The sequence below is a fragment of the Streptomonospora nanhaiensis genome (assembly GCF_026642255.1).
Classification (GTDB): Bacteria; Actinomycetota; Actinomycetes; order Streptosporangiales; family Streptosporangiaceae; genus Nocardiopsis; species Nocardiopsis tropica.
On the sequence record NZ_CP113264.1, the window covers coordinates 5110028 to 5123393 of the forward strand.

The following is a 13366-nucleotide window of genomic DNA, read 5'->3' on the forward strand; positions in this document are numbered from 1 at the left end:
TCCGCCGGAATCACGGTGTCGGATCCTGTGTTGTCATGCGTGCCGCCGGGCGCCCCCGCCCCCGGAACCCGGTGGCCCCCGACCGGAATCGCCGTGTCCACCCCGGGCGAACGCCCGGCCCGCGCACCGGTCCCGGCACGCAGCCGGTCTCCGGCCCGGTCGGCACGGCCGGGAAGTGCCACGCAGCGCGAAGAACCCCCACAGATCCCGCCGCCCTCCCCTGAGGAGGGCCGCCCCCAGGAGGAACAGATGATTCTCGTCACCGGCTCCACCGGCAGCATCGGCCGACACCTCGTCCGCATGCTCGCGGACGAGGGCGCCCCTTTCCGGGCCCTGGTCCGCGACGAGGAGAGGGGGCGGCGCCTGGGCTGCGACTTCGTGGTCGGCGACTTCGACGATCCCGACTCGGTGGCGAGAGCGCTGGAGGGGGTCGACCGTCTTCTGCTCAACAGCGGCGGCGCGCTTCCCGTCGCCGGTCCGCAGCCGATGGTCCGCCAGCAGGTGGATGCCGTCGACGCGGCCCGGCGTGCCGGGGTGGCCCGGGTCGTGAAGGTATCGGCCTGGCGGCCGCTGCCCGGATCGAAGCTGTCGGTACGGGCCCACTGGGAGATCGAACAGCACCTCACCGCCTCCGTCCCGGGCTGGTCCCTGCTGCGGCCCACGGGCTTCATGCAGAACTTCTTCACCGGAGAGGGCGGCTTCGCCACCGGCGGCGCGGTGTCCGGCCCCTACGGCGGGGGCAGGGTGGCCTACGTCGACGCCTACGACGTCGCCGCATGCGCCGCGGCCCTGCTGACGGGTCCGGCCGTGGGGAACGCGGCCTACGACCTCACCGGCCCCGAGGCGCTGACGCACGAGGAGATCGCTGCGAAGCTCGGCGTCCCGTTCCACGACCAGACCCCCCGGGAGGCGGGAGCCGCGCTGCGGTCCCAGGGGCTGCCGGACTGGTTCGTGGACGATCTCCTGTGGCTCTACGCGGACATGGGCTCGGGCACGATGTCCGAGGTGACCACGGTGGTGCGTGACCTGACCGGCCGCGATCCCCGGTCCTTCGACGAATTTCTGGCCGCGCGGGCCTAGCCGCGGCCCCGGGCGCGCATGCCTGCCTCCAGGGCGGAATCGGCCATGGTGGAAGGGGTGTGAAGAGCACAGGGGGCTTGAAGGGAGCCCACGTGATCGGAGGAGAGCTCCGCGTCACAGGTTCGCGAGAGGGTCGCCCGTCCGTGTCGGACCGGCGGGGGAAGGAAAAATCCGTCCTTCCACTCTCAACGTATAGCGCACCCGGGGGCTTGCGGCAAGACCCGGGTCGTACCCCAGAATCATCCCTCGTGGCCGGAACACACGGTTCCGGGATCCACGGCACGCGTGTGCCGTCGCAGGTCGGGCGGGGCGCGCGCGGACGCCGTACCGGCGGGAAAGGCGGTCGGTCGCGGGCACCCCAGGAGGTGCGGGCGGCCGGGACGCCATGACGAGGGACAGGGGCACTCATGATCGACGTGATCGTGGTCGGCGGCGGGCCGACCGGCCTGATGCTGGCCTGCGAGCTGCGGCTGCACGGCGTTGACACGCTCGTGCTGGAGAAGCTGACCGAGCCGACGGGGCACTCCCGCGGGCAGGGCCTGCACGCGCGCAGCGTCGAGGTGATGGACCAGCGCGGTCTGCTGGACCGGTTCCTCGCGGTCAGCGAGAAGTTCCGGATCGGCGGCCTCTTCGGGGGCGTCACCAAGCCGTGGCCGGAGCGGTTGGACACGGCCCACCCGTACGGTCTCGCCATACCGCAGCCGGTCACCGAGCGGCTGCTGGAGGAGCGCGCCCTCGAACTGGGCACGCGGATACGGCGCGGCTGCGAGGTGGTCGGCCTGGACCAGGACGAGGACGGGGTGGACGTCGAGCTGGCGGACGGCGCCCGCCTGCGCTCGCGCTACCTGGTGGGGTGCGACGGCGGGCGCAGCGCGGTGCGCAAGCTGGTCGGGATCGGCTTCCCCGGCGAGCCCGCCAGGGTCGAGACGCTGCTGGGCGCCATGGAGGTGACCGCGGACCCGGAGGTGATCGCCGACGCCGTCGCGAAGGTCCACAGGACCCAGCTGCGGTTCGGCCTCGCCCCCGCCGCCGAGGAGGGCGAGGGGGTGCACCGCGTCATCGTGCCCGCCGAGGGGGTGGCCGAGGACCGCGCGGCCGAACCGACCCTCGACGAGTTCAGGCAGCGGCTGCGGGCCTTCGCCGGCACCGACTTCGGAGTGCACTCGCCGCGCTGGCTGTCCCGCTTCGGCGACGCCACCCGGCAGGCCGAGCGCTACCGGGCGGGTCGGGTGCTGCTGGCCGGGGACGCGGCGCACATCCACCCGCCCACCGGCGGGCAGGGGCTCAACCTGGGTGTGCAGGACGCGTTCAACCTCGGCTGGAAACTGGCCGCCTCGGTCGGGGGCCGGGCGCCGGAGGGGCTGCTGGACAGCTACCACGAGGAGAGGCACCCGGTCGGCGCCCGCGTGCTGGACAACACCCGCGCGCAGATCACGATGCTGGGCGCGGACCCGGGTGCGGCGGCGCTGCGGGGGCTGTTCTCGCGGCTGATGGACTTCGAGGAGGTCAACCGGTACGTGACCGGCATGATCACCGCGGTCGACGTCCGCTACGACTTCGGTGAGGGGCACGAGCTGCTCGGCAGTCGGATGCGCGACGTGGAGCTGGGCCGGGGCGGCCGCCTCTACGAGCTGATGCACGGGGGCCGGGGGCTGCTGCTGGACCGGACCGGGCGGCTCTCCGTCGGGGGCTGGGCCGACCGCGTCGATCACGTCGCGGACACCGGCGGGGAACCGGACGTACCCGCCGTGCTGCTGAGGCCGGACGGGCACGTGGCGTGGGTCGGCGAGGACCAGCAGGAACTGGCCGGCCCGCTGTCGAGGTGGTTCGGCGCCGCCGCGGACTGAGCCGGCGGCCGCCGCCCGGCAACGGCCGCAGGGGCCCGTCCGAGGACGGGCCCCTGCGGCGTGTCCACGCCCGGTTCACCGGGTGGGGTCGGCCGTCCGGTGGCACCGCGCGTGGTCTGTGCGGGTCGTTCAGGGCCCCGTTCCGCCGTCGGCGAGTCGGTACCGCAGCGCACCCGAAGGGCAGCGCCGCACCACTTCGACCAGCCGTTCGGCGGTGGCGCCGTCCGGCCGGATCCACGGGCGCCGAGCCGTGTCGAACACCTCGGGCAGGCCCCGGACGCATTCGGCCGCGTGCCGGCAGCGCCCGGCCTCGAAGGTGACCGTGACCGACTGCCCCTCGTACGTCTTCTTCCCGGATCCGCCGTTCATCCCGGCCTCCGTAGCCGCCGTGTCCGCCCGTTCAGTCACTGACCCTGCTCCGGGACTGGTACAGCAGGTCCTGGTACTCGGGATGACGGGCGATCCAGCCCGCGAAGAAGGGGCAGGTCGCGAGCACCCGCAGGTTCGCGGACCGCGCCTCGTCGAGGGCGGTGCGGGCCAGCGCGGACCCGACCCCCCTTCCCTCGTACTCCGGCGCGACCTCGGTGTGCACGAACGCGACGAGTTCCGGTGTACGGATGTACCCCGCGATGCCCGCGACACCGGGTCCTCCGTCGACGCGGGCCTCATAGCGCTTGGCCTCGGGCGCATCGCTCACTTCGACTGCCATACGGCCTCCTCCTCGATCGGTCGGCCGGGCGTCACGCCGACCCCATAAAGATGATGCATCAACATATTCACACGGCGCGCCGGCAGCAGCGCCGTCTCGGCCTTGACCCGCGGGCCCCGCGGCTCCGAGCGCCCGCCCTCCCCGAGGCGGACCGGCGTCCGTCCCCGGTCGTGTCAGACGCCGCCTCTGGAGCGACTGGCCAGCAGCTGCGTCTCCCACGCGAAGGCGACGCCGGTGGCGCCGGCGTGCTGCGTCTGGACCTCGATCATGCCCTGCACGGTCTCCTCACGGGCCCAGTCGCGCTGCCACTCCCCCGCCACGGCCAGCCAGGTGATCGGCACCACGCCGGCCTGGACCATGCGCCGTACGGCCATGTCGTGGGCCTCCGCCGAGATGCCGCCCGACGCGTCGGTGACGACGAAGACCTCGAAGCCCTCGCCCGCCGCCTGGATCGCCGGCATGGCGACACAGATCTCCGTCCAGAGACCGGCGATGACCAGCTTCTTCCTGCCGGTCGCCTTGACGGCGTCGACGACCCGCTCGTCCTGCCAGGTGTTGATGAACGTACGGTCGATCGGCTTCTGCTCCGGGAACACGTCCTGCAGTGCCTGGAGGAGGAAGCCGCCGCGCTCCTCCAGCACCGTCGTCAGGACGGTCGGAACGTCGAACACCTTGGCGGCCTTGGCGAGGCCGACGACGTTGTTGACGACCATCGACGGCTCGTGGCTGTTCAGGTTGGTGAACTGGAAAGGCTGGTGGTCGATCAGGACGACGACGCTCTCCTCGGGCGTCAGCAGTGCCTGAAGTCCGTTCTTGGCTTCGGTGCTCACAGGGGGGTTCCTCTCGAGGTTCTCGTGTACCGGGGGCTCGGCCGGAACGCCGTCGGTCTCCACGCGGGTGATACGGGCACGCGCGTCCGCACCGGAGCCCCGACGACCGGGCCGGCCGACGACACGCGTCCTCGGTCGACACGGCTCCGCGGACCGGCCCGACCTCCGCATGGGGACAGCCCTTCGCGTCGGTGACCGCACATCCCCGCCAACTAGGTGATGCGTCACCTAAATTAGCAGCATTGGATGACGTGTCAACCACATGGGAACCAGAATCCCCCGGGCGCAGATCCCCGTCCAGCAAGTTGATCAATCACCTATCGTTCCGATGATGCATCAACTACCATCGGGTGCCTCGCGCCCCCCCGGGGGGGCGCGAGGCACCGCTCATGCGGACGCCGTCGGCCGTCGTGGGGGTGTGGCGGGGACCGACAGAACCACGGCCCGCTCCGCTCCGGAGAAGACGAGGGGTCGGGGCGCCCGTCCGCAGAACACGATCACGACCGCCTCCGCCCTCCGGCGGCACGGCGAAGGAAGCGAGAACCGATGACCAGCCCGTCGAAGACGAACTGGCCGAGCCTGCGGGTCTCGGACTGGACCCCCACACGCGACACCCTGCACATGTGGACCCAGATCGTGGGCAAGATCCGCATGGCCCACGCTCCGCTGATCAACCACTGGTGGCAGGTGACCCTCTACGTCAGCCCGCGCGGGTTGACGACCTCGGCCATCCCGTACCGCACGGGGGCCTTCGAGATCGAGTTCGACTTCGTCGGCCACCGGCTCGAGGTCCGCAGCAGCGACGGCGGCTCGCAGAGCCTCCCACTGCGGCCGATGCCGGTCGCCGAGTTCTACGCCCGGGTCCTGGACATGCTCGACCGGCTCGGGATCGAGGCGCCGATCCGGCCGCGCCCCAACGAGGTCGAGCCGGCGATCCCCTTCGCCGAGGACCACGAGCACGCCTCCTACGACGGCGAGGCGGCCACCCTGTTCTGGCGTCAGCTGCTGCAGGCGAACCGGGTGATCGGCGAGTTCCGGTCGCACTTCGTCGGCAAGGTCAGCCCGGTGCACTTCTTCTGGGGAGCGATGGACCTCGCCTGCACCCGCTTCTCGGGGCGGTCGGCCCCGCCCCACCCGGGCGGAGCGCCCAACTGCGGGGACTGGGTCATGGTCGAGGGCTACTCCCGGGAGCTGTCCAGCTGCGGGTTCTGGCCCGGCGGCGGCGAGGAAGGCGCCTTCTACTCCTACGCCTACCCCGGACCCGAGGGGTTCGCCGATCAGCCGGTCGGCCCCGAAGGCGCGTACTTCAGCACCGAGTTCCAGCAGTTCCTGCTGCCGTACGAGGTCGCCCGCGCCGCGCCCGACCCCGACCGCGCGGTCGCCGAGTTCCTCCGCACCACCTACGAGGCCGCCGCGGACCTCGGACGCTGGGACCGCCCCGCACTGGAGGACGACCCCCTCCGGTGGCACGGAACCCCTGCCTCCCGGGACTGACGACGGCTCTCGGCCGGACCGCCGGACCCCGCCGACAGGCCTCGCCCACGTTCCCGGAGGTCCGGTGCTCGGGCGGAACGGAGAACGGCCACACGCATCGCTGCGCGGTGCCGCCCCCGGAGGAGGGGCGGCACCTGCCGTCCACCAGGAGACGGCGAACAGGGTGCGCCGTCGACCGGCGGCAGGACCGCCGCGGACCCCGACCCCGGAGCCGGAGCGGTACCCGAACCGCAGCGGCCGGGGCGCGTCGCGCACCGCCCCGCAGAGGGCCGCACCTCCGTCGTTCCAGCTCAAGTGGATGAGATGTCAACTTCTTCGTTACACTGCGCCCATGAACGAGACGCCACGCTGGCTGGAGGCGGAGGAGAAGGCCGCTTGGGACAGCTTCATCCGCATGCAGGAGACGCTCATCGGGCGGCTGTCCCGCCTCCTCCAGGCCGATTCCGGGATGTCCGCCTCCGACTACATCGTGCTCGTCAGCCTCACCGGGACGAGTGAGGGGAGGATGCGCCTCCTGGAGCTGGCCAACCGCGTGAACTGGGAGAAGAGCCGGATGTCCCACCAGGTCAGGCGGATGGCCAAGCGTGGGCTCGTGGCCAGGGAGGAATGCCCCGACGACGCCCGCGGAGCATTCGTCGTCGCCACGCCGGCCGGCTACAAGGCGATCGAAGACGCCGCGCCCCTGCACGTCGAGCACGTGCGCCGTCTGTTCGTCGACGCCCTGACCCCGAACCAGCTCAGCACGTTCGCCCGGCTCTCCCAGCGCGTCTCGGACCACATGGAGAAACAGCCGGACTGAGCGGGCGGTACGGAGCCCCCGAGAGCCCGGCCCCGCGCCCGCGGAGAGCCGTTCCTCGCTCCCGAAGCGCCCGGCGGCGGTCCACGGCGGGGAGTGACTGCCCCTACCCGGCCGCGCCGCCCCGCACCGCCTCCGCGGTCGTCGATGCCGCCAGGGCAGTACCGGGCTCGCACCGAGCCGGGATCGTCCGGCAGCGAACGCGTATTTTGTTGATTGATCAACTTAATTTCGAGTAGCATAGTTGACCTATCAACCAAATGACGACGATGCCGCGGCGGAGCGCACACACGGCACCGCGTCCACCAAGGCAGTCGACACAGCGACCACACGGAGATGGATGCGATGCAGTTCGGGATCTTCACCGTCGGTGACGTGACACAGGACCCCGCCACCGGCCGGACACCGACCGAGCACGAGCGGATCAAGGCGATGGTCACCATCGCGCAGAAGGCCGAGGAGGTCGGGATGGACGTGTTCGCGACCGGCGAGCACCACAATCCGCCGTTCGTGCCCTCGTCCCCGACCACCATGCTCGGCTGGATCGCGGCGCGCACCGAGCGGATCGTCCTGTCCACGGCCACCACCCTGATCACCACCAACGACCCGGTGAAGATCGCGGAGGACTACGCCATGCTCCAGCACCTGGCCGACGGACGCGTGGACCTGATGCTGGGCCGCGGCAACACCGGCCCCGTCTACCCGTGGTTCGGCAAGGACATCCGCCAGGGCATCGACCTCGCCATCGAGAACTACGCCCTCCTGCACAAGCTCTGGCGCGAGGACGTCGTCGACTGGGAAGGCCGCTTCCGCACCCCGCTGCAGTCCTTCACCTCCACGCCCCGCCCGCTCGACGGCGTTCCCCCCTTCGTCTGGCACGGCTCCATCCGCTCGCCGGAGATAGCCGAACAGGCGGCCTACTACGGAGACGGCTTCTTCGCCAACAACATCTTCTGGCCCAGGAAGCACTTCCAGAAGCTGATCGGCCTGTACCGCAGGCGCTACGCCCACTACGGCCACGGCACCCCCGAACAGGCCGTCGTCGGCGTCGGCGGCCACGTCTTCATGCGGCCCAGATCCCAGGACGCCGTACGGGAGTTCCGTCCCTACTTCGACCGCTCCCCCCAGATGGGGGGCGGACCGTCACTGGAGCAGTACATGGACGAGACCCCGCTGACCGTCGGCAGCCCTCAGCAGGTCATCGACAAGACCCTCACCTTCCGCGAGAGCTTCGGCGACTACCAGCGCCAGCTGTTCAACGTCGACGGCGTCGGGGTCCCCCTGAAGACCGTGCTGGAGCAGCTCGACATCCTCGGCGAGGAGGTCGTACCGGTCCTGAGGGAGGAGTTTGCCAAGAACCGGCCGGAACACGTGCCCGGGGCGCCCACGCACACCTCACTGCTCGCCGCTCGCGACGCCGAGGAGGCCTCCGCGACGGCGGCGGGCTGAGGCGCGACGACGGACTCGCGCGGCAGGTTCCCGCTCCGGGCGGCAGGAGCCCGCCGCCCCACGCCCGGCCCGCGGACGGGCCGCCCGACCGGTGCCCGCCCCGCCCGGACCGGGGCGCCGCCGTGTCCGCCACCGACCGACCCGAACACCATCCCCACCAGAGAGGTCCGCCATGAGCGAGCCACAGACCGACAGGACCGGCGCCGTCGTACACGTCGCGCTGGACGAGACACGCGCCGTCAGCGCCTACACCGTGCGTCTGGACGACGGCACCCTCGCCGGACGCGCGGACTTCGTCGACCCGCCCGGGGTACCCGGCGAGCGCGTCTTCTTCCACACCGAGGTCGCACCGGAGTTCGGCGGCCGGGGCCTGGCCGGGCTGCTGGTCGGTGAGGCACTGGCCGACAGCATCCGCAGGAACCTCACCGTCGTCCCCGTGTGCCCGCTCTTCGCCAAGCACCTGCGCAAGCACGGTGACGAGTACACGGCCCGGGGCGGACGGGTCCGCCGACCGAGGCCGGCCGACCTCGTCCTGGTCGAGGAGACGGTCAAGGACAGGGGTGACGCATGAGCGCGGAGCGCCCCTACATCGACAAGGAGCACCCCGAGGTCTACGGGGCGATGGTCAAGGCGGCCGCGGCCTCCCGGTCCGCGGCACGAGAGGCCGGTCTGGGCGACGACACCCTCGAACTGATCAACATCCGGGTGTCCCAGATCAACGGATGTCCGACCTGCCTGGGCATCCACTCCGCCAAGGCACGCAAGGCAGGAGTGGCGCAAGGCACTCTGGACGTGCTGCCGGCCTGGCGCGAGGTCGCGGCGTTCACCGATGAGCAGAGGGCCGCGCTGGAGCTGGCGGAGTCCTTGACGGTGATCGATCCGACGATCGACCGACAGGCCCTCAACGCTCGTGCGGCGGCCCATCTGACCACCGCCCAGATCTCCGCGGTGGAGTGGACGGCCACCCTCATCAACGCGTTCAACCGCATCTCGATCGCCAGCGGGCACCCGGTGCTCGGACAGTAGGAGGAGGCGGTTCCCACCGCCGTGGCGGCCCCTGGTCCGACCAGGACGCCACGGCGGTGGGAGACGACCGTCTCCCACCGTCCACCGGGAGGAACTCGGGAGCCACGAGCGTCCGCCGCCCCCCCCACGACGCGGACCGACGATCCGCACCATCCGGTCCACCCCCGCCCCGACCCCACCGGGAACGCAGAGAAGGGCCCACCTGATGGTGGACCCCTCGCTGACCTGCTACTTCTCTGTCGGGACGGCGGGATTTGAACCCACGACCCCTTGACCCCCAGTCAAGTGCGCTACCAAACTGCGCTACGTCCCGGCCGCTGGGCGGGCGCCGTCTCCGGCCCCGCCGACGGAGAAGACTCTACCGCATCCGCCGGGACGTCCGCACCACGATTCGCCCCGCGCGGCCGGACCCGCCGCCGCGCGCCAGGGAGGGCAAGTTCGGTCAGGCGAACCCGGCGACGCCCGGAACATACTGGTCACATGACCGAGTCCATCTCCGGACGGGACCGTCTCCGGGAACTGCTCGACGCCGTCCTGGACGAGGAGAACCCCCGCCTCACCGACATGGCGGAGCACGCGTTCGCCTCCCCGTTCCACTTCACACGCCGCATGACCCGCGACACCGGGGAGGCCCCGGTCGCCCTCCGCCGCAGGGTCCTCCTGGAGCGCGCGGCCTGGCAGATCGGCCAGGGGAGCACCGTGACCGACGCCGCGTTCGCCGCGGGCTACCGGTCCGTCGAGGGCTTCATCCGCGCCTTCGGGCGCGCGTACGGGCATCCTCCCGGGGCCACCACACCGGGGAGCGCCACGTGGCTGCCCTCGCCGAACGGCATCCACTTCCACCCGCCGATCCACCTGTGGATCGAGGAGAACCCGAAGAAGGACACCGGCATGGACGTCCTCGCCCTCCAGATCCACCACGACGTCGACGACACCGCCCACCTGCTCCGCCTCGCCGCGTCGCTCCCCGAGGAGGTCTACCGGGAGGTGCGCGCCCCCGGGAGCACCGTCCTGGCGTGGGACGGCCCCGAGGAGTCGATCGCGGCCGTCCTCGAACACCTGGTGCGGGCGAAGGAGGTGTGGCTCGCCTCGATCGAGGCCGCCGACCAGCCCGAACAGGGGGCGGACGATCCCGCGGCGCTCCTCGAACGGCACGAGGACGCGGCGGCGCGGTGGATCGCGGCCGTCAACGACATCGGCCGCCGCGGCGCCTGGGGCGACCGCCTGGTGGACGCCCTGTGCGACCCGCCGGAGAGCTTCGTCATCGGCAGCGTCGTCGCCCACGTCCTCACCTTCTCCGCGCACCGCAGGCAGCTCGTCCGGCAGATGCTGCGCTCCGCGGGCGTGGAGGTGGACCACGGCGACCCCATCGAGTGGCTCCAGGGCCGCCACCACGACCGGTAGGCCCGGAGCACAGGCGACCGCGCACCGCCGGGACCCAGGGACCGGCACGACGGCCGCCGCCCCGGACGGCGGCTCCACGGAGGAAGAACATGACCAGGACGATCTACAACACCGCAACCAGCCTCGACGGGTTCATCGCCACCGACGACCACTCCCTGGAGTGGCTGTTCGCCGCGGACCCGGGGGAGGCGAACAACGAGCACGCCGACTTCATGAAGAACGTGGGGGCGCTGGTCTCGGGCGCCCACACCTACGAGTGGATCCTGCGCCACGAGGGGGACGAGGCCTGGCCCTACGCCATCCCCTCCTGGGTGCTCACCCACCGCGACCTGCCCCGCGTCGAGGGCGACCTGCGCTTCGCGAGCGCCGACAGCGACCAGGAGCTGCGGGACCTGCACGCGGAGATGGTCGGGGCCGCCGGCGGACGCGACGTGTGGGTGGTCGGCGGGGGCGGGATCGCCGGGCGGTTCGCGGAACTCGGGCTGCTCGACGAGGTGGTCGTGTCCATCGCGCCCGTCACCCTGGGGTCGGGGGCTCCGCTCCTGGCCGGCCGGGTCGACCTCAGGGTCGTGGAGGTCCACCGCGCCGGGGACTTCGCCTGCGCCCGGTACGAGGTCGTCCGGCCCTAGGGCGTGTTCCGTGGATGCTGTCCGTCGCGAGCGGCGCATCCGGTGCGTTCATCGCAAGGCCGAAGAAGGAGTCAGGGTGGGGTCCTGTCGACAGATGAGAACGCCGCGAGGGGCGTGCCGGGGCGACGCGCAGCAGGGCGAGTGTCCGCGGAACACGCCCTAGCCCGGCCTCCCGGGGCGTCCTCGCGGCCCTGTCCGCGCGGACGCCCCGCCGGCCGGTCGCGCACGCGCCCCCGGCCGGGACCGCGCCGGCCTCAGCGGTCCGACCGCTCCTGCCGGTCGGCGCGGGCGCGGAACCAGTCGAGCATGAACCGCTGCGAGGCGATGCCGTAGTCGAGTGCCGCGCGCTGGTGGGCGACGATGTCGCGGTGCTCCTCCGCGACGTCCGTCGCGTCGAGGCCCCTGTCGAGGTCGGAGAGGGCGGCGAGGTCGTTCTCGATGCGCGCCGTGATGCGGCGCAGGACCGGCGCGCGTTCGTCCGGCTCCAGCAGTCCGAGGAAGAAGAGCCTGGACAGCGCCGCGGTCTCCAGGTCGGATCCGGTCGGATCCCCCGTCATCCAGGCGCGGAACTCCTCGCGGCCCGCGCCGGTCACGCGGTACACCTTGCGGCCCCGGCCCCCGGGCTCGACGCTGGCGACCTCGATGGCCCCCCGGGCGAGCAGGGAGTCGAGCGCACGCCTGATACTGCCGGAACTGGCGCTGTAGAAGAGCGCGACGCCGGCCTCGAACCCCTTGATGAGGTCGTAGAAGCTCTGCGGGGCGATCAGGAGCAGTCCGAGGATCACGTGGGCCATGGGACGAGTGTAGACCCGTTGACTCTCATAGACATGTCTAATAGTCATATAGAGACCGTCGGTCCCCGGACCCGGACGCCGAAGGCACGGCGACGGGCCGCCCCCCGCACACCAGGAGCCCGCGTGACACCACCGCCCGCCACCACCCGCGCCCAGGACAACCGGGTGCCCCCCGGCGTCGACGACCGCCTGACGCGCCTGCTGGAGAACCTCGTCGCGCGGCCCGGCATCCACCACGCCAACCTCGCCCTCGCGAGCGGCGACGGCGGGCTGCGCTGGTCCGCCGCCTCAGGGCCCGCCGACGACCGGCCGCCGCGCCCCGACACCCCCTTCTTCGTCGCGAGCGTCACCAAGCGCTTCATCGTCACCCTGGTGCTCCAGGCGCACGAGCGCGGCGAACTCGACCTGGCCGCGCCGATCGGCCGGTACCTGCCCCCGGAGGTGCTCACCGGGCTCCACGTCCTCCGGGGCACGGACCACACGTCCGCGATCACGGTCCGCCACCTGGCGAGCCACACGTCGGGGCTGCCCGACCACTTCGAGAGGCGCCGAGGCGGCCCGAGCCTGTACGAGCACCTCGGCCGGGGCCGGGACCTGGCCTGGACGTTCGAGGACACGGTACGGACCACACGCGAACTGCAGCGCCCCCACTTCGCGCCGCAGGACCTCGACGCGCCCCGGCAGAAGGCCCGCTACTCCGACACCGGGTTCCAGCTGCTCATCCGCATCGTGGAGACGGTGACCGGCCGGCCGTTCGCCGTCCTGCTGACCGAACGCGTCCTCGCCCCGCTCGGCCTGGCCCACACCTGGCTACCGGGGCACCGACCGCCGGACCCGGCGACCGCCGAGCCCTCGCCCCTCCACACGGGACGGCGCCCCGTCCGGCTGGACTCGCTGATCGCCTCCTCCAACGACCTGTTCAGCACCACCGCGGACCTTCTCGCCTTCCAGAGGGCGCTGCTCGGCGGCGAACTCCTCGGGGAGGCCCGCTCGCTGGCCGCGCTCACCGAGCGGCGCAACCGGCTGCGCAACATTCCCGTCCTCCGGTACGGCCTGGGCACCATGTTCTTCACCGTGGGACGGCTCGCGTCCCCGGTGGGCCGTCCCGTCACCCTCGTGGGCCACTCGGGGGCCACCGGGACGTGGCTCTTCCACTGCCCCGAACTGGACCTGCACCTGGCCGGCACCGTCGACCAGACCAGGGGGCAGGCCGTCCCCTTCCGGCTCATGGCGCGGTGCCTGGGAGCCTGGCGCACATGAGGGCCGCCCCGCCGGACCGCGTCCCCGGCGCGCTCCGCCCGAGCGGCG

At 72.1% G+C, this 13366-nt stretch carries 14 protein-coding genes and 1 tRNA gene; 10 read left to right on the plus strand and 5 right to left on the minus strand.

The features are described from left to right. Nucleotides 1–249: 249 nt before the first annotated feature. Together OUQ99_RS22095 and rox are read left to right on the plus strand one after the other, a co-directional pair. The gene (locus tag OUQ99_RS22095) at nt 250–1080 is read left to right on the plus strand and encodes an NAD(P)H-binding protein (protein ID WP_267945710.1); all 831 of its coding nucleotides are present in this window, start codon (nt 250–252) and stop codon (nt 1078–1080) included. Between the two features lie 407 nt (nt 1081–1487). Further along, complete coding sequence (rox, locus tag OUQ99_RS22100; protein ID WP_267945711.1) at nt 1488–2927, plus strand: rifampin monooxygenase; 1440 nt, start codon at nt 1488–1490, stop codon at nt 2925–2927. A 129-nt stretch (nt 2928–3056) separates the two neighbouring features. On the opposite strand, the gene OUQ99_RS22105 is transcribed toward rox, so the two are convergent. From OUQ99_RS22105 to OUQ99_RS22115, 3 genes are all read right to left on the minus strand, one after another. Beyond that, entirely contained in the window at nt 3057–3296 is a 240-nt protein-coding gene (locus OUQ99_RS22105; RefSeq protein ID WP_267945712.1) for a (4Fe-4S)-binding protein, read from the minus strand. Nucleotides 3297–3327: 31 nt separating this feature from the next. Next, nucleotides 3328–3636, minus strand: coding sequence for a GNAT family N-acetyltransferase (locus OUQ99_RS22110; RefSeq protein ID WP_267945713.1), 309 nt, complete (start codon nt 3634–3636; stop codon nt 3328–3330). 173 nt (nt 3637–3809) lie between these two features. Next, a complete protein-coding gene (locus OUQ99_RS22115) occupies nt 3810–4466 on the minus strand; it encodes a hydrolase (RefSeq protein WP_267945714.1) in 657 nt (218 codons plus the stop codon). A gap of 546 nt (nt 4467–5012) precedes the next feature. On the opposite strand from OUQ99_RS22115, the gene OUQ99_RS22120 reads away from it, so the two are divergent. The 5 genes from OUQ99_RS22120 (at nt 5013) to OUQ99_RS22140 (ending at nt 9231) form a co-directional block, all read left to right on the plus strand. Then, complete coding sequence (locus tag OUQ99_RS22120; protein ID WP_267945715.1) at nt 5013–5960, plus strand: DUF5996 family protein; 948 nt, start codon at nt 5013–5015, stop codon at nt 5958–5960. A 331-nt stretch (nt 5961–6291) separates the two neighbouring features. Then, the gene (locus tag OUQ99_RS22125) at nt 6292–6759 is read left to right on the plus strand and encodes a MarR family winged helix-turn-helix transcriptional regulator (protein ID WP_267945716.1); all 468 of its coding nucleotides are present in this window, start codon (nt 6292–6294) and stop codon (nt 6757–6759) included. Between the two features lie 342 nt (nt 6760–7101). After that, complete coding sequence (locus tag OUQ99_RS22130; RefSeq protein WP_267950444.1) at nt 7102–8205, plus strand: LLM class flavin-dependent oxidoreductase; 1104 nt, start codon at nt 7102–7104, stop codon at nt 8203–8205. Nucleotides 8206–8377: 172 nt separating this feature from the next. After that, nucleotides 8378–8776: a GNAT family N-acetyltransferase gene (locus tag OUQ99_RS22135; protein WP_267945717.1), complete on the plus strand. Its 399-nt coding sequence runs from the start codon at nt 8378–8380 to the stop codon at nt 8774–8776. Further along, nucleotides 8773–9231 carry a carboxymuconolactone decarboxylase family protein gene (locus tag OUQ99_RS22140; RefSeq protein WP_267945718.1) on the plus strand — a complete coding sequence of 153 codons (459 nt, stop codon included), beginning with the start codon at nt 8773–8775 and terminating at the stop codon, nt 9229–9231. The genes OUQ99_RS22135 and OUQ99_RS22140 overlap by 4 nt, the downstream gene beginning before the upstream one ends. 239 nt (nt 9232–9470) lie before the next feature. Here the strand turns inward: OUQ99_RS22140 and OUQ99_RS22145 are convergent. Then, a tRNA-Pro gene (locus tag OUQ99_RS22145) sits at nt 9471–9544 on the minus strand. Between the two features lie 167 nt (nt 9545–9711). Between OUQ99_RS22145 and OUQ99_RS22150 the strand changes: the two genes are divergently transcribed. Beyond that, nucleotides 9712–10635 (plus strand): helix-turn-helix domain-containing protein, encoded by a 924-nt coding sequence (locus OUQ99_RS22150; protein ID WP_267945719.1) that lies wholly within the window; start codon nt 9712–9714, stop codon nt 10633–10635. An 89-nt stretch (nt 10636–10724) separates the two neighbouring features. Next, complete coding sequence (locus OUQ99_RS22155; RefSeq protein WP_267945720.1) at nt 10725–11264, plus strand: dihydrofolate reductase family protein; 540 nt, start codon at nt 10725–10727, stop codon at nt 11262–11264. A gap of 254 nt (nt 11265–11518) precedes the next feature. On the opposite strand, the gene OUQ99_RS22160 is transcribed toward OUQ99_RS22155, so the two are convergent. Further along, the gene (locus OUQ99_RS22160; RefSeq protein ID WP_267945721.1) at nt 11519–12058 is read right to left on the minus strand and encodes a PadR family transcriptional regulator; all 540 of its coding nucleotides are present in this window, start codon (nt 12056–12058) and stop codon (nt 11519–11521) included. A gap of 123 nt (nt 12059–12181) precedes the next feature. Between OUQ99_RS22160 and OUQ99_RS22165 the strand changes: the two genes are divergently transcribed. Next, nucleotides 12182–13318 (plus strand): serine hydrolase domain-containing protein, encoded by a 1137-nt coding sequence (locus tag OUQ99_RS22165; RefSeq protein ID WP_267945722.1) that lies wholly within the window; start codon nt 12182–12184, stop codon nt 13316–13318. The last annotated feature ends 48 nt before the right edge of the window (nt 13319–13366 follow it).